The organism is Parasphingorhabdus sp. NYA22 (genome assembly GCF_976973735.1).
Map to the genome: position 1 here is coordinate 2,527,242 of NZ_OZ333477.1, position 16,300 is coordinate 2,543,541.

The 16,300-nt window shown below is 51.8% G+C and carries 16 protein-coding genes; 1 reads left to right on the plus strand and 15 read right to left on the minus strand.

Annotation, left to right across the window (positions count from 1 at the left end; all coding sequences use genetic code 11):
• Positions 1-40: 40 nt before the first annotated feature.
• The 12 genes from ACWFTY_RS12165 to ACWFTY_RS12220 all read right to left on the minus strand — a co-directional run bounded on the left by ACWFTY_RS12165 (position 41) and on the right by ACWFTY_RS12220 (position 14,350).
• Positions 41-904 carry a nucleotidyl transferase AbiEii/AbiGii toxin family protein gene (locus ACWFTY_RS12165; RefSeq protein WP_447524488.1) on the minus strand — a complete coding sequence of 288 codons (864 nt, stop codon included), beginning with the start codon at positions 902-904 and terminating at the stop codon, positions 41-43.
• The gene (locus ACWFTY_RS12170) at positions 901-1,596 is read right to left on the minus strand and encodes a type IV toxin-antitoxin system AbiEi family antitoxin domain-containing protein (RefSeq protein WP_447524489.1); all 696 of its coding nucleotides are present in this window, start codon (positions 1,594-1,596) and stop codon (positions 901-903) included. Before ACWFTY_RS12170 ends, ACWFTY_RS12165 begins: the two co-directional genes overlap by 4 nt.
• 481 nt (positions 1,597-2,077) lie before the next feature.
• Positions 2,078-5,209 carry an efflux RND transporter permease subunit gene (locus ACWFTY_RS12175; RefSeq protein WP_447524490.1) on the minus strand — a complete coding sequence of 1,044 codons (3,132 nt, stop codon included), beginning with the start codon at positions 5,207-5,209 and terminating at the stop codon, positions 2,078-2,080.
• Positions 5,206-6,696, minus strand: a complete 1,491-nt coding sequence (locus tag ACWFTY_RS12180) for an efflux RND transporter periplasmic adaptor subunit (RefSeq protein WP_447524491.1) — start codon at positions 6,694-6,696, stop codon at positions 5,206-5,208. The genes ACWFTY_RS12175 and ACWFTY_RS12180 overlap by 4 nt, the downstream gene beginning before the upstream one ends.
• Entirely contained in the window at positions 6,693-7,988 is a 1,296-nt protein-coding gene (locus tag ACWFTY_RS12185; RefSeq protein ID WP_447524492.1) for a TolC family protein, read from the minus strand. The genes ACWFTY_RS12180 and ACWFTY_RS12185 overlap by 4 nt, the downstream gene beginning before the upstream one ends.
• A 36-nt stretch (positions 7,989-8,024) precedes the next feature.
• Positions 8,025-8,447, minus strand: coding sequence for an ion channel (locus ACWFTY_RS12190; protein ID WP_335656518.1), 423 nt, complete (start codon positions 8,445-8,447; stop codon positions 8,025-8,027).
• Positions 8,444-9,781, minus strand: coding sequence for an APC family permease (locus tag ACWFTY_RS12195; RefSeq protein ID WP_335656519.1), 1,338 nt, complete (start codon positions 9,779-9,781; stop codon positions 8,444-8,446). The genes ACWFTY_RS12190 and ACWFTY_RS12195 overlap by 4 nt, the downstream gene beginning before the upstream one ends.
• A gap of 28 nt (positions 9,782-9,809) precedes the next feature.
• Entirely contained in the window at positions 9,810-10,256 is a 447-nt protein-coding gene (locus ACWFTY_RS12200) for a hypothetical protein (RefSeq protein WP_335656520.1), read from the minus strand.
• Complete coding sequence (locus tag ACWFTY_RS12205; RefSeq protein WP_447524493.1) at positions 10,253-10,906, minus strand: class I SAM-dependent methyltransferase; 654 nt, start codon at positions 10,904-10,906, stop codon at positions 10,253-10,255. The genes ACWFTY_RS12200 and ACWFTY_RS12205 overlap by 4 nt, the downstream gene beginning before the upstream one ends.
• A complete protein-coding gene (locus ACWFTY_RS12210; RefSeq protein WP_447524494.1) occupies positions 10,896-11,573 on the minus strand; it encodes a hypothetical protein in 678 nt (225 codons plus the stop codon). Before ACWFTY_RS12210 ends, ACWFTY_RS12205 begins: the two co-directional genes overlap by 11 nt.
• A gap of 133 nt (positions 11,574-11,706) precedes the next feature.
• Entirely contained in the window at positions 11,707-14,070 is a 2,364-nt protein-coding gene (locus ACWFTY_RS12215) for a heavy metal translocating P-type ATPase (protein ID WP_447526890.1), read from the minus strand.
• The gene (locus tag ACWFTY_RS12220; protein ID WP_447524495.1) at positions 14,063-14,350 is read right to left on the minus strand and encodes a hypothetical protein; all 288 of its coding nucleotides are present in this window, start codon (positions 14,348-14,350) and stop codon (positions 14,063-14,065) included. The genes ACWFTY_RS12215 and ACWFTY_RS12220 overlap by 8 nt, the downstream gene beginning before the upstream one ends.
• Positions 14,351-14,479: 129 nt before the next feature.
• Here ACWFTY_RS12220 and ACWFTY_RS12225 point away from each other — a divergent pair, with 129 nt between their 5' ends.
• Positions 14,480-14,752 (plus strand): metal-sensitive transcriptional regulator, encoded by a 273-nt coding sequence (locus ACWFTY_RS12225; protein ID WP_447524496.1) that lies wholly within the window; start codon positions 14,480-14,482, stop codon positions 14,750-14,752.
• A 71-nt stretch (positions 14,753-14,823) separates the two neighbouring features.
• Here the strand turns inward: ACWFTY_RS12225 and ACWFTY_RS12230 are convergent, their stop codons facing one another.
• The 3 genes from ACWFTY_RS12230 to ACWFTY_RS12240 are packed head-to-tail and all read right to left on the minus strand — an operon-like array spanning position 14,824 to position 16,245.
• The gene (locus ACWFTY_RS12230) at positions 14,824-15,093 is read right to left on the minus strand and encodes a hypothetical protein (RefSeq protein ID WP_447524497.1); all 270 of its coding nucleotides are present in this window, start codon (positions 15,091-15,093) and stop codon (positions 14,824-14,826) included.
• Positions 15,094-15,119: 26 nt separating this feature from the next.
• The gene (locus tag ACWFTY_RS12235; protein WP_447524498.1) at positions 15,120-15,587 is read right to left on the minus strand and encodes a DUF411 domain-containing protein; all 468 of its coding nucleotides are present in this window, start codon (positions 15,585-15,587) and stop codon (positions 15,120-15,122) included.
• 10 nt (positions 15,588-15,597) lie between these two features.
• Positions 15,598-16,245, minus strand: a complete 648-nt coding sequence (locus tag ACWFTY_RS12240) for a DUF2231 domain-containing protein (protein ID WP_447524499.1) — start codon at positions 16,243-16,245, stop codon at positions 15,598-15,600.
• Positions 16,246-16,300: the final 55 nt, after the last annotated feature.

Genomic DNA, 16,300 nt, shown 5'->3' on the forward strand with positions numbered 1-16,300 from the left:
CAGCTTTCATTGGCTTTGCTCTCATGAAAGCTATCAACCACTAAGCAGGCCTTTCATTATTGATCATTTTACTCAATTTGGAATTAAAAAACCTCTCGCTCCACAGCTTCAAGGATTCTGCTTCTGCGGGGCGCAGAAACCGCCTGACATCCTCAGCGGCCACTTCCCAATCAATTGACTGAATTTTATTGATCATGGCTTTTTCAAGCCATTTCGAGTTGACCGTAAGTTCATCCTCCTCAGCCCATGGACCAAATTGAACCAAAGCTGCTTCAAGATGTGGCAAGTTTGGAAAAACGCCTTTCGTTACATACCAGGAAAAGTCGAACCAATCGCGGCCTTTTAAATGTTCACGGCACAGTAGCGCATGGATTTTCAGCGCGAAATTGGATGCCATGTCTTGATGACGCACTTCGTAGTCGACCGGAAAGTCTAGGAAACTATATTCATCTTGGGAGCCAGCAGGAGGCTCTACATCAATTTCGAGTTTAATCTTCAACTTGCGGCGCGGGTCGCTATTGGGAAATGACAAATCCAGTTGATTTGCAATGGAATTGTCCTTGATCACAGGTCGGCGAATGCGCTTTTCCATCTGTTCTTTTGAAACCGTCTCTGGTTTGAGACCATATTCTTCGAAAGTTTCAGTCAGGATTTTCAGAAATGGAGACCAATCAAAATCTGCGTCGGGTTTGAGTAGCATAAAGTCCAGGTCTTCTGAAAACCTCGGAAGCTTATGGAGGATTCGCAGACTTGTGCCCCCTTGGAAAACCGCGACGTCAAAAAACTTTGCCCGCCAAAGCCCATAAAGTGCGATTTCCTGAATGATCTCCTTCGCCGCATTCTCCTCCTCAATATCGTTGGCAGGTTTGTAGCTGGCCAACCGGGTTCGAATAATATCATTCATTTCAACAAACCTTCGTCTTTTTGGATATTTTCCTGCACTTTCAGAGCCACCACATGCTGCTCAAGATGATTTAGAAATTCCAGAACCGCTTTGTGCTTGTAAACGCGCCTCAAGGTATAAAAATCCTTCCGGGGCGTTCTCAGCAGATATTCTGAATCAATACGCATTCCGCTGCTAATCCACCCCATTCCTTGCCATTTGTATTTCTTGAGGGCGATCAGATCGAATAGGGCGCGCAGCGGCTTTGCCACCAGCACGGTTTGATTACTGATGGTCTGGCGTTCAACTCCTTCAAGAAATCCGGTTTTGTTTAGTGCGAGGGGGCGAAAAGCAAATTTTCCAAAAACAGAGTGGTCAACATCAGTAGATTTGCGTCCTGGCGTCACACTGACCGTCGCAAATACCGCTTCGGGAATCCATCCGTGAAAAGCGAGTGCGCTTTCCATTGATACATAGCTGCCCACCACTAATGCCTGTGCTAGACGGAATGGGTGAACTGGGTATTTTCGGTGTCGATCCGCCAGAACATATTGACCGCGTTTGATTTTTACCAGATCCCCTGCTTGCATCGCGCGCTTTACCAAACCGTAGCGACTGTTGTCGCTACCGCCCAAAATACGCGCTAGTTGCTTTTCGGTTAGAATTTGATCAGCATAATTAGCGTCAATTACACATTGAATCAGCCTATTCATATAATTCCCTATACTGTCATAAAGTGACAGTTATACGAATTTTCTGAAATTTTCAATAATGGCACTTTATCCGAAGCACATAGATAAGCAAGTGACGAGCATGGAGAGGTCTACAACCCTCTATGCCGACGTCTGCTTCACTTACAAAAGTGAATAAAGATAAGCGATCTCATTGATCAACCAATTTTCCCTTTTTCGAAAAATCCGATAGCGGCGGGGTGCGATTTTTGTCAGTGGAATACAGACTACCCTACTCCTGATATTGTTGATAAAATTCCTGCAAACTATGACACGTTTCGACAGCCATTTATGAAATTCCCAGGACTTCCAGGGACTCTAACTTGAGTTTGCTCTACAAATGTTACTGGTACAAAGGACACCCGCAGGGCAATATGCATGAGAAGATGTTAGGCTGGCTGCAACCGCCAACACTGGCCTTTTCGCCAAACCGACAGATCGTCGATTTTCAGGAACAAAAAGGTCAGTGCTCGCTGCGAGCGAACTCACGTTTGCGAAGCAGATAATATGCTGCGGGCACCACAAATAGCGAAAGCAAAGGCGCGCTCAGCATGCCGCCGACCATCGGAGCGGCAATCCGGCGCATAATTTCCGACCCGGCGCCTTCGCCTATCAGGATCGGGAACAGGCCTGCCAGAATCACCGCGACCGTCATCGCCTTTGGCCTTATCCGTAGCAACGCGCCTTCGCGCACTGCCTGTTTCACCTGCTCCGCGTCCGGCTTGTCGCCGCGCGCTTCCAGTGCCTGTTTCAGATAGATCAGCATCACCACGCCAAATTCAGCCGACACACCCGCAAGCGCGATAAAACCAACCGCAGTTGCAATCGACTGGTTGAGGCCCATCCAATAGAGGAGCCATAGTCCGCCGGTGAATGCGAATGGCAAGGTTGCCATGATCAGCAACGCTTCATCGAAACGGCGGAAAGTCAGATAGAGCAGGAAGAAGATGATCGCCAAAGTGGCGGGCACGACCACCATCAGCCGATTGGTTGCGCGCTGCAGATATTCAAATTGCCCGGTATAAGCCACGCTGACGCCGGGCGGCAGATCAACCTCCTTGCCAATAGCCGCTTGCAAGTCTGCGACCACCGATACGAGATCTCTCCCCCTGGTATCGACATATATCCAGGTTGATGGCCGGCCATTTTCACTGCGCAGCATCGGCGGCCCGGAACTGATGTCAATGTCGGCAACAGTGCCCAAGGTAATCTGCTGCAAGGATGGCGTGAGAACCGGAAGATTTCGCAGGTTTTCCAGGCTATCCCGTATCTCTCGCGGATAGCGGACGCTGATCGGATAGCGTGCCAGCCCTTCGACGGTTTCGCCGATATTCTTGCCCCCAATGGCGCTTGATACGACAGACTGGACATCGGAAATATTGAGTCCGTAACGGGCGGCAGCAGCGCGGTCGATATCAATGTCGATATAGCTCCCACCGGTCAGTCTTTCCGCCAACGCCGAGCTGACACCATCGACCTTTTTGGCCGCGCCCTCAATTTTCTGGGCGACCTTGTCGATTGCTTCGAGATTATCACCCGAGACCTTGATCCCGATCGGACTTTTGATCCCGGTCGAGAGCATTTCGATACGGTTGCGGATCGGCGGTATCCAGAAATTGGCCAGTCCGGGCACCCTGACGGCTTTGTCGAGTTCCTCGATCAGCTTGTCCGACGTCATGCCCGCGCGCCATTCCTCCTTCGGCTTGAAATGGATGGTCGTCTCGAACATGGTGAGCGGGGCAGGATCAGTTGCTGTATCGGCGCGCCCAGCTTTACCGAACACTGTTTCCACTTCAGGCACCGATTTTATCAATCGGTTGGTCTGTTGAAGCAGTTCAGAGGCTTTCGCCGGAGATAGCCCCGGCAGGGCATTAGGCATGTAAAGCAAATCGCCTTCATCCATTTGCGGCATGAACTCGCCGCCAAGCTGGCTGATCGGCCAAGCGCTGGTAGCAAAGATGAGCAGCGCGATCACGAGCAGTTTCTTCGGGCTTTTGAGCGACCAGTCGAGTGCTGGCCTATAGATTTTCATGAGGAAGCGACTGATCGGATTTTTCTCTTCGGACGGTATTTTTCCGCGAATGAAATAGCCCATCAAAACCGGTATCAAGGTGATCGAGAGAATGGCAGCCCCCGCCATCGCGTAGGTTTTTGTGAATGCCAGAGGAGAGAATAATCGTCCTTCTTGTCCTTCCAGAGTAAAAATCGGCAGGAATGAAAAGGTGATGATCAGTAGGCTGAGGAATAGCGCGGGGCCAACTTCAACCGCCGCGTCAACGATCAGTTGCCATCGCTTTTCGCCCGGCATCTTGGCATCCGGGTTGTCATTCTGCCATTTTTCAAGATGCTTGTGCGCGTTCTCGATCATGACAATGGCGGCATCAACCATCGCGCCAATGGCAATGGCAATTCCGCCAAGCGACATGATATTAGCGTTAATCCCCTGAAAGCGCATCACCAGAAAAGCGATCAATATACCAAGCGGCAGGGTTAAAATTGCCACGAGTGCGGAGCGGGCGTGCCAAAGGAACAATGCGCAGACTATGGCAACGACGATGAATTCTTCGAGCAATTTCGTGGTGAGATTGTCGACCGCCTTGTCGATCAGTTCGGAACGGTCATAGGTCGTCACAATCTCGACTCCGGGCGGCAGGCTCTGCTTTAGCGTCGCAAGTTTCTCTTTGACGCCAGCAATTGTCTCGCGGGCGTTTTTGCCCGAACGCAAGATGATGACGCCGCCAGCCACTTCTCCTTCACCGTTCAGTTCTGCTATCCCGCGTCTGATCTCGGGGCCTATTTGAATCCGCGCAATATCGCCCAAGGTGACGGGAACACCGCCGCGTGCGGTCTTTAAGGGAATGGCCCGGAAATCATCTAGATTTTCCAGATAGCCGTTGGCCCTCACGATATATTCGCGTTCGGCCAGTTCCACGATCGAACCGCCGACTTCCTGATTTGCGTTCTGGATCGCCTTGATCACGCTGTCCTGCTCAATCCCCAGAGACACCATCCGGTCAGGATCAAGCACGACCTGATATTGTTTGACCATACCGCCAATCGACGCGACTTCCGCAACGCCGGGAATGGTCTGCAGCTCATAGCGAAGGAACCAGTCCTGCAACGAACGCAGCTGAGACAGGTCATTGCGCCCCGTCCGGTCAACAAGGGCATATTCATAGATCCAGCCGACACCAGTCGCGTCTGGCCCCAGCGTCGGGACAACGCCGGTCGGCAGATCGGCCTGAACCTGATTGAGATATTCCAGAACCCGTGAACGCGCCCAATAGAGATCGGTGCTGTCATCGAACAGCACATAGACATAGCTGTCTCCATTGAATGAATAGCCGCGCACCGCGCGCGCCCCCGGAACCGACAGCATTGTGGTTGTGATAGGATAAGTTACCTGGTTTTCGACGATCTGCGGTGCCTGCCCGGGATAGGGGGTGCGAATAATCACTTGAACATCGGAAAGGTCCGGCAGGGCATCGACCGGCATGGTTCTGACGGCCCAGATACCCGAGGCCAGTAATGCCGCCATTATCAACAGGACAAATATGCGTGCTTTCACACTGAGGCGTATGACCTTTTCGATCATTGGCTGGCCTCTGCGCGGCTAATGCTGGTGATGGTTGATCCGGTTTTCATTTGCTCGAAACGAAAGGCGACGAGGTCGCCTTTTTTAAAACCGCGCAACAATCCCGGTTTGGCAAGTTTGAAGTCCATCGTCATGGCTGGCCATTTGAGGGCGGGCACCGGTTCGTGCGACAAGGTGACCGCGCCGCTTTTGATCGCTTCAATTCTGCCGGAGGTTTGATAACCGGGCATTTCCATGGGCGCGCTTTTCTGCTCACCCTCAATCGGACGCACTTTGATCCCTGAAAGGCTCGCTTCTGAATCGACCAGAAACTGGCCGGAAACGATCACTTTTTCACCTGGTGACAGGCCGGCCAATATTTCCGTTTGCCCGCCGCCTTCGCGGCCAGTTTTTACTTCCGCCGGACGATATCGACCCTTGCCATTCGCTAGCATTACCAAGTTGCGCGTTCCAGTTGCGATAATCGCTTCGGTTGGGACCAGAATAGCGGGACTGCCCGTGTCACCCATATCTACGGTAGCGAACATGCCGGGACGAAGTCGTCCGCCTTTATTGGCTAGTTCGATCCGTCCTGTGAGCGTCCTGCTGCCGCTTTCGACGGACGGAAGAATGGCGATAACTTTGCCCGCAAATTCGATATCGGGGAAGCTTTGCAGTTCAGCAACTGCGCGCTGTCCAACACGTATTTCCGATGCTCTTGCTTCGGGAATGGCAACATTCAGCCATACGGTATTCAGTCCGTTAATCTGTGCCAGCGGCTGGCCTTCAGCCAAGGTCATACCTTCTCTTACGCTCAGGCTTTCGATCACCCCGCCGATGGGCGCCGACACCGTGTAAACGCTTTGCTGCCTTCCACTTCGCTCTACCCGGCGGATCAGATCATCCGGCATGCCGAGCAGCCGCATTCTTTCCTTGGCCGCAGCGGCAAAACGATCATTGCCGCTTCGTGCTAACGCAAGATATTCTGCCTGTGCGCCGCCCCAGTCGGGCACCAATATGTCTGCCAAGGGAGCGCCGGCGGGCACAATGTCGCTAGGTGCACGGCGATAGGTGCGCTGGACAAATCCGCCCGACCTGGCCTGAACAATGGCTACATCGCGTTCGTTAAACTCGATTGTTCCCGTTACACGGAGTTTGGACTCAATTTTTCCAACCAACGCCTCAGCGGTGCGGATACCCAGATTTTGCGCAATATCCGGAGCAATGGTGATCCCCGGCTCGCTGGCATTCCCATCACTGGCTTCATCAGCATATTTGGGAAGAAGCTGCATATCCATGAACGGAGACTTGCCCGGCTTGTCGAATTTCTGCTGAGGAAACATCGGATCATAATAATAGAGTATCTCCCCTTCGCCCTGCGTAGCCGCGGTTTCGCTGCTTTCGCCGGACCCGCCGGTGCCGAGCCAATATCCGCCGCCCCCAGCGGCCAGAACCGCAGCAAGAACAATCACGCGCCATTTATTGTCTTGGATGGATGTCAGCGTCATGGCTGGTTCCTCTCATAGGTATATTTGATGCGAACCGTGTCGCGAACCAGTGTCGCTTCCCGGTCGAGCAGATCGATTTCTGCTTCGGCAAAAGCCACGGCTGCATTAAGCGCGGTGTCCAGATCAACGCGGCCGGCGCCATAGCTGACCCGTTCCAGTTCAGCCTGTTTTTTGGCCAGTGGCAAAAGCGTGTTTTTGGAGCGTTCCCAGTTTTCCCGGTAAGACCGGTTTGTAGCGAGGTCGCTGGAGAGCTCGGCTTGCAATTGTCGCTCTAGATCATTCGCCTCCAAACGGGCGGCACTAGCTTCCAGTATCCGGGCGTCAATTATCGGATTTTGCCGCTTTTTTGCAAATAACGGCAGATCGATCGTTACACCAACCGAGACATATTCGCCATATTCCGGTCGGCGATGCACATAAGAGGCATTCACGCTGAAGTCGGGTCGCTTTTGCGCTCGCGCCAGTTCCACGTCGGCGTCCGCCCGTTCTACTTTCGCATCCTGAATGTCCAGAATGGGTAGCTCCTTGATCGTGCTTACAAGAGCTTCCCGGTCGATGGTGAATTCAGGGAGATTGCCTTGGGTTTCGGGGCGGTCGATGCCGGTCCACCGCGCGAGCATTGCCCGGGCCTTTTCAATATCGGCGGCGCGCAGCGAGCGCCGGTCAGCCAGTTTTGCGATCAGCCGTTCCGGCTCGAACGCTTGAGCTGGACGTGTGGTCCCTGATTCAAGGCGCGCGCCAACCGTTGCCGACACTTCATTGAGGCTTTGCTGCAAGACTTCCAGTATTTGGAGCCGCCGCTGGGCGTAATAGAGATCGATCCAGGAAAGCGCAGAATAAAGCTGCACATCCTGAACCAAAGCTTCCTTATTGGCTCTTGCCACAGTTATGTCCGCGATCGCCTGACCGGCTAGGGCGCGTCTTTTTGCGCCATTGGGAATATCCTGGCTGATACCGATCCTTTGCCTTGGAAACCCGTCACGACCAGGGCGCGGAGAAAACTCGAATGGGCCTGCAATTCTCCGATCCATTATGTCTAGGCTAAGCTTCGGATCTGGAAGTTGATCGGCGGCAATCGCGGCGCTCTGTGCCGCTTCAATGACGAGCGACCGAGCCTCGATTGCCGGCGTCGCTGTCTCTGCCAATTCGACCGCTTCTGAGAACGTGATTGGTTCGGCTTGAAGCGAAAAAACGGGGGTTTGCAACGCCAAGACAGGAAAAACTAGCAAAGGAAGTCGCGATTTGGCTCCGCGGGTTTGCTGTCTGTACTTCATCATGCCTCTTTCAATCATCCAAAAGCCGTTCCTCGCGGAGCTTTGCCTCAGCTATTATGCCGGACTAGTTTCCGTTTCGGTCATCAATATAAAAATAAGCGATGCGGAACAGCTGATCAGCAAAAATCCGTTCAAAGATTCTATACCTGCCAGAAACCGCAAATGACCGGTTGGATAAATATCACCGAGGCCAAGGGATGTATAATTCACCAATGAAAAATAGAAAATTTCCATTGATGAGATATCCGCCGGCTTAAAACTGCCAAGACCAGCACTGGATCCAGCTACAAATGCAATGGCGTAAAGGCCAGCCTCCGAAATATGTGCAATGGCTGCGGCATAAAGCCCAATCACCAATTTACGGGTTTTACCCAAGCTTGTTGATTTGAGCCATTGATGCGTCCGGTGGATAACTTGAAAGTGGATAAATCCGGTTATTCCAAACATCGACAGACCAAGAAAAATTGTCCAGATCAATGGGAATGCCCTTCCATGCCGGGTTTGGCTTCATCATCGGTACGCCGGGTGGACAAATAATATTTCTCGAAAGCAAAAAAACCTGCAATGCCAGCGAAAGAAATAGCAATGATCATTGGATCACTAGCTGCTTTCATGGTCAGGAATGCTCCAAGGACAATCAAATCCAAAATGATAGCGCTAAGCAAAACCCATGCTTTTGCGCCGACATCATCCTTGAGATGGCGATAAACGCCCCAATGGATAACCATGTCCATGACCAGATAAAATATAGCTCCTAGGGACGCTATTCGAGTCAGATCAAAAAACGCAGCTAATAGACCCGCGGCGATAACTGTGAAGACAAGCGTGTGCTTTTGCACGTCACCGGGCATTCCAAAATGGCGATGGGGGATCAGGTTCATGTCTGTGAGCATCGCAAGCATGCGCGATACGGCAAAGACGCTGGCAAGGAGACCCGATGCTGTTGCGATGATGGCAACGGCAACCGTGAACCATACTCCATAGTCGCCAAAAGCAGGCCGCGCCGCCTCTGCCAAAGCATAGTCTTTGGCGGCGGCAATTTCGCTAATGCTCAACGTCGATCCCACAGCGAGCGCCACGGTCATGTATACTAGCAAACATATCCCTAATGAGATCATGATAGCGCGACCAATGTTTTTCTTGGGGTCAACGACCTCGCCGCCGCTATTCGTAATTGTGGTAAATCCCTTGAACGCTAATATTGCCAGTGCAATCCCGGCAATAAAGCCGGTTGGCGAAGTTGCTTCGCTTGGCGCAGCTTGCGTAAACTCGAACGTGAACCCGGATGCCCAAAGAATGGTGAGGGAAAAAATCAATATACCGCCGATTTTTAGAATCGCAGTGATTCCAGATATCGCACCGATAATCTTGTTACCGGCGATGTTGACGATAAATGCGAAGATGATCAGCCCTATTGCCAGTATCGAAACCAGAACGGAATCGCGGCCTATATCGAACAGTTGAAGCGTATAAGTCCCGAAAGTCCTGGCAACCAGGCTTTCGTTGATGATCATCGAAAAGGCCATCATCAACGCCGCCGCGCCAGTAATAGTCGACGGCCCATAGGATTTTTTGAGGATCGTAGCGATTCCGCCAGCTGACGGATATTTATTGGATACTTTGATATAGGTATAGGCGCTAAAGCCGCTAATCACTGCGCCAATCAGGAAGGCAAGCGGGAAGAGTGGCCCGGATAATTCGGCAATCTGACCCGTCAGTGCAAAGATTCCCGCACCGATCATAACCCCGGTCCCCATGGCTACCGTACCCGCAAGCGATAAACTATTTTTGTTATAGGAACTTTTTTGCATCTATTTTCGCCTTTGAGATGTGCGGAAGTTATGGCTGCGGTTGACGCCTTGCAAACCAAAGCGTGATCAACGGGATGAATATCCACATAAGGACGGGAACAAGGCCTATATTCGTACCGGGCACCAAAGGCATGAGTTCGCTATATCGCCAGCCCCATCCCCATTCACGTGGCACGCTGGTGGCCATTGCTTCAATAATTACCGTAATCCCCAGTCCGGTCAGTAGATAAATACTGATCATCCAGTATTTTGGAGAATGCAGCCAGTTCCGGTTCCGCGTTATTATCGAAACTGCCGTGTAGGCGAGCACCAATATTCCCACGTCGCCAAATGTTGCCCGGGTACAGCCCAGCGTTCTCTGCCAATAGCCTGCCGATCCCACATCAAAGAATGGCATTTGCAGGATTTCCCAAATGAAGGACGTGAAAAATCCGAATGTGGCGATATGAACCTCGGGCGCTTTGTCAAATTTCATGAAGCGACAAACTTTGCTTTAAACAGTGAAATGGAACCCGTTGCTGTCGCGAAACTTTGTGTTTTTTCCGTCAAATATCCCGGTGCCACCAATATTCTTTCCAATATACCCTCAGCATTGTGCCTTGTATCTTCAACGCCATCCAGCTGCTGCACCGTCATTCGAAAGGCAGCGCGCATCAGTGGTGACTTCTGCATTGCATAATCTGCAATGTGGAGTTCTCCGCCGGGCATAAGCAGGCTGCGCATGATTTCGGCTATCTCGTTCTTTTTTTCGAGCGCCACCTGATGAAACATCAAACTGGATGTTATCTTTGTAGGCTGCCATCCTTTGGGCAAAGCTTCTTTTGACAAGAACCCCGGAATCAACCGAATATTGGCACTGTCTATTTTTTTGGATGCGCGCTCGAGTGCCGCTATGTCCGGGTCAAGCCCGATAAAATCGGCTTCTGGGCACTGCTCCGCCAAAACAGCAAGCAGGCTGCCGGTCCCACATCCCACATCCAATATCCTGTCGCCTGGAAGCGGATTGATCTGTTTTACCAGCGCTGAACGCCATGCGCTTTCCCGCGTCAAATACCGGATAGCGAGATCATAGAGTGGCGTCAGGATTTTGTAACCCAATGGCGGGGTGTAGTTGTCATTGTCCATTTGCGACCTGTCGATCCGCAGGATCAATTTGCGCGGCCCAGCACATATCACACACCGGATCGCCGCGAGATAGTGTTTGTTTGCGCCGATAATGGCCGCGCTGGCCATCATTTGCGATGACATCTGATCCTGGCCAGTCGTACATACACCAACTATCGTAAAACGCGTCCATATCTCCCTGATCACCGGTTTCCTGCACAAGCTTTCTAACAAAGCTTTGCGGCGGACAATGGGTGAAATGGGTGTAGATATTTTGATCATCCGACCAGTGCTTGACCGCATATCCTGGTGCGCCGGGAGCGGTGAACGGGAAGCGTAACAGTGATTGGATTGTCCATCGCAGACGCTTTGCAGGATCGCGCGTAACCAATCGAAACGGGAACGAAGAAAGCCGCAGGAGAGATGCATACACATCCCACCCAATATCGGATATTGTCTGCCGAGCCGAAGCCTTCGATATACCAAGCTTTAGCATCACGCGATAGCTGGCTGCGGTATAAATGGCGAACTCGACCATTAGTCGGTTCCCGATGTTGGGTAACTTGTCCAGATCGGCGATGCTACGCTGAAACTGCACTTCAGGATCGAGGGTGTTGAGAAAGTCATTAACATTCTTCCGGAACCAGCGCCTTGTCGTGCCATCTGATAAGGTCAGTCCCCGGCTCAATAATATTGTTCTAGCTGAGCGTGACAAAACCCAACGCATTAGGCTGCGGATAATGCGCCATAGCGTTTTGTTTCGAAGCACCCATTTTACGGACATTAATTTACCATTCTTTCGCTGCGGGGTTATGAAGGTTCTATAAATTCTGTCGTCTCAAGCGCAGCGCATTTCCGATAACCGACACTGAAGAGAGGCTCATCGCTGCCGCCGCAATCATCGGACTGAGCAATATTCCGAACCAAGGATAGAGAATGCCTGCTGCGACGGGTACGCCAAGTCCGTTATAGATGAAGGCGAAAAAGAGGTTTTGCCGGATATTGCCCATTGTGAGCTGGCTGAGGTGACGGGCCTTGGCAATGCCGCCCAAATCGCCCTTTACCAAGGTGATTCCGGCACTTTCCATCGCTACATCGGTCCCCGTCCCCATCGCAATACCCACATCGGCTTTAGCCAAAGCAGGCGCGTCATTTATACCATCACCGGCCATTGCGACCTTCTTGCCGGCGGCTTGTAACTCGCTGATGACCCTGTGTTTATCTTCCGGTGATACATTGGCATGAATTTCATCAATGCCAATGAGCTTCCCAACGGCTTGCGCGGTCGCTTCTGCATCTCCTGTGAGCATCACCACGCGAATATTGGCGTTGTGAAGAGCCTTAATCGCATCAACAGTTGTCGGTTTGATGGGGTCTGCAACGCCGATGAGACCGGCAGGCTTCCCGTCCACGGCTACAAACATGACAGTCTGGCCCTGTGATCGTCCATCTTGCGCTTTAGCAATTAGATCAGCACTGCTCGCACCGAGCCTTTCCATCATCTTTTCATTGCCGATGGCAACGCGCAGGTTCTGCGCAGTTGCTTCGACACCTTCCCCAGTAACCGACTGGAAGTCGGTTGCTGCTTCAAACGAAAGGCCCTTATCCTTTGCGCCAGTTACAATCGCGGCGGCCAGCGGGTGTTCACTCGCCATTTCAATTGCAGCAACAAGTGCCAGCATTTCATCGCCATCAAAACCATGCGCGGGCTCTACCGAGACCAGTTTGGGCTTGCCCTCGGTCAGTGTGCCAGTCTTGTCGACCACGATGGTATCAATCTTTTCCAAAGTTTCCAGCGCCTCGGCATTTTTGATCAAGATACCGTTCTGCGCACCTTTACCTGTGCCCACCATGATCGACATCGGGGTTGCAAGACCAAGCGCACAGGGACACGCAATGATCAAAACCGCGACCGCATTGACCAATCCATAAGCAAGAGCGGGATGGGGCCCCCAAATCGCCCAGATGATGAACGTGATAATCGAGATGAGAATGACTACCGGAACAAAAAGGCCGGCAACTGAATCCGCGAGCTTCTGGATGGGCGCACGGCTGCGCTGTGCTTCCGCTACCATCTGGACAATCTTGGCGAGCAGCGTGTCTTTACCCACACGCTCAGCTGTCATAATGAAACTGCCGGTCTGATTGACTGTCCCGCCGGTGACTTCGTCTCCTTCGGCTTTGGCGACCGGGATTGGCTCGCCCGTGATCATCGATTGGTCAATCGTGCTGGAGCCCTTGGCAATAATGCCATCGACGGGTATTTTATCGCCCGGACGGACGCGCAGGCTGTCACCGGACTGCACTTGGTCGAGCGATATTTCTTTTTCAGACCCATCCGCACCAACGCGTAAAGCAATTGGCGGTGCCAGTTCCAGCAGTGCCCGCAAGGCACTCGATGTCTGCCCGCGTGCTTTCAGTTCCAGTACTTGTCCCAAAAGGACCAAAGTGGTGATGACTGCAGCGGCTTCATAATAGACAGCAACGCCGCCATCGTGCCCGCGAAACGCGGCTGGGAAGATATTTGGCAGAAAGGTTGCAACAACGCTGAATATATAGGCAACAGCTACGCCGAGCCCGATCAGAGTAAACATGTTGAGGTTCATGGTTTTGACTGATTGGATACCGCGAACGAAGAAAGGCCAAGCACCCCAGAGGACTACCGGTGTTGCCAGCAAAAACTGCAACAACTGAGCTACCCCTGGTTCAAACAGGCCCTCGAATGGTTTGCCGGGGATGAGATCCCCCATTGCGTATATGAAGAGGGGGATGGAAAATATCGCGCTGACCCAAAAGCGCCTGCGCATATCGATATATTCAGGGTCAGGGCCGGTTTCTAAAGAAAATTCCTCCGGCTCAAGGGCCATGCCGCAAATTGGACATGAGCCAGGTCCGTCTTGCCGGATTTCCGGATGCATAGGACATGTATAGATAGTCCCTGCTGGCGTTTGATCCCGCATCTCGCGATGCTTTCCCGAAATATAATGTTCTGGATCTGCAACAAATTTGGTTTTGCATCCGTTAGAACAAAAATGATAATCCCGAGCATCATGATATGCATGATGCTCGGTCTTATCCGGCTCAACAGTCATACCGCAGACGGGATCTGTGACAGGATCTGAGGAGCCGGACGGGCTTCGGTCATGGCCTGAAAGGCCATGGGGGGAAGGAGTGACCTCAGCCATTAGCGGAATTTCCAATCCGTTTTTCAAAAAAGCGTTTCAACGGGATTACGAAGAGCGTGATATACCAGCCATACGCAAAGCTTCCGACAGCACCGGCCAAAAAGCCCGGCCATGTCAGCCATTCAAAACCAGGGAGCCAAGGCGCCCAGGCTTCATGCATATGCGCCCAATCAGGTGCGATAATACCAAAACCAATACATATTAGATAGCTGACGAGCAGGAACAGACTCAGAGTCCACCCCAGGATTAGAATTTGTTTTCCAGTTGAGATATCGGACATATTACGCTCCAATCATTTTTTGTTGATCAATATACTATAGTGGGGTATAGTTTTATAGTCAAGAGAGGTAATGGAACCTGGAAAAAATCTTTTGATTAAGCCACCACTGAAATAAGGGATTAGGAAAATATGACAGAAAAATTCACTCGAGAAATATCCCGGATGCACCGGATTGAAGGTCAGGTTCGCGGTATTGCTAAAATGATGGAGGACGGTCGCTATTGCATCGATATTCTCCAACAATTTTCTGCTGTGGAGGCTGCGTTGCGCGCCACAAAAATGAAAATATTGGAGATTCACGCCAATCATTGCGTTGAAGAAGCCCTCACGTCGGGAAACAAAGCTGACCAAAAGGAAAAAATTGCCGAACTCGTCAGCTTGTTTGGCAAAATGGGAAAGTAGGAACCGGCCCGAAGCCTTAAAATCGAAATTCTAAAACTCCGGACCCATCCTGCGACCCTAAGCGGGTTTAACTATTCCGGCTTGGCGGGTTCTGTTTTGGCCGGACCATGGCCCATTTTGCTATGATCCATCTTCGAATGATCCATCATCTGGCAGGACATTTTGCCGTCAGCACCTTTTTGCATCATGCCTGGCATCTTTTTTCCGTCCTTCATCATTTCACATTTCTGCGTCTCAGAAGCGCCGGCCTTGTGAGAAGTACCGGCTTTGTGTTGATGCGCCAAAGCTGCACCGCTTGAAACCAGAGCGATTGCGCTGGCGATAACTGCTAGTTTATTCATTATATTTCCCTTCTAGGTTGTTCGTCTCAATTATAGTTTGTGAACACACTCTGCCCATCAGCGCCAAAGGCGATGACCTGGTAAGCTTGTGTTTGATTTTCATATTCCATGCCCGGTGACCCGACCGGCATGCCTGCTACGGCAATCCCTTTAACGCCAGCAGGGCGGGTTTCGAGCAATCGCTTGATATCAGCTGCTGGGACGTGGCCCTCGATGACATATCCGTCAATAACAGCGGTATGACAAGAAGCCAGCATGGGCGGAACGCCCAAAGCGGTTTTACGCGCCCGCATATTGGCTTCGTCTTTAACCGTGATCGTCCGGTCCATGCCTTTCTCGGCATGATCCGCCCACTTCAAACAGCAACCGCAGCCAGCATCCCGGTACATAACGATTGGGGCGGCGCTTACCGCTGTTGTGCAGGCTGCCAGCAACGCGAGCGTCATACCACTGGCTGCTTTGCGTAAAGATTTAATAGATAAGCTTTTGGTCATAAGTATTCCTCTACATTCCCATATGGTTGGGGCCGAGCGACATCTCTGCACCCCAATAGCCTTGAAATAGTATCGCCAGTGCTACGGCCGCCAGCCCGACGCGGAACACTGTGCGTTTGCCCGAGTTTGCGGGAGCATTAGACAAAAGAGCGAGCAATATGCCGGTTATGGCGATGCCGGTGCCTGTCCACCTGTGAAGTCCCAAGATCTCCGAACGATCACTCATGCGTATGCCGCCTGCGAGCCAGCCCAAAATTGCAGCCACAATGCCGCCGGCTGCACCGATCCAGACGAGGAACCGAACCGAACTCCCTACACCTGCCGTCGGATTAATAATCATGATAAGCTCGGCCAATGCGGCAACCAGGAAAAGAGCGATTGGGAAATGAACCGCCATAGGGTGTAAGCGACCGAGAAAATCGATGAGATCGAAGCTTTTGTCGGTTGCTGCTTTGTGGTTATGTTCGGCATGTGGATCTGTCATATCTCCAGATTGCATCGATGCCATGCTTTCATCAGCGGCGTTGTGTTCGGTCGATTGGGCCACGGGATCAGGCTCATTATTGCGATGCGCCTCATGCGCCTGCAATGCCGAAGCGGGCGTGAGAATTAAAAGCAGTACCAAACCGATCGAACGCCAGTGCATATTGAGCTCCAAATCTAGCAGTTTGTTTCGATGCTGCTATGTGACTATTACGCAGCAAACTTTCATT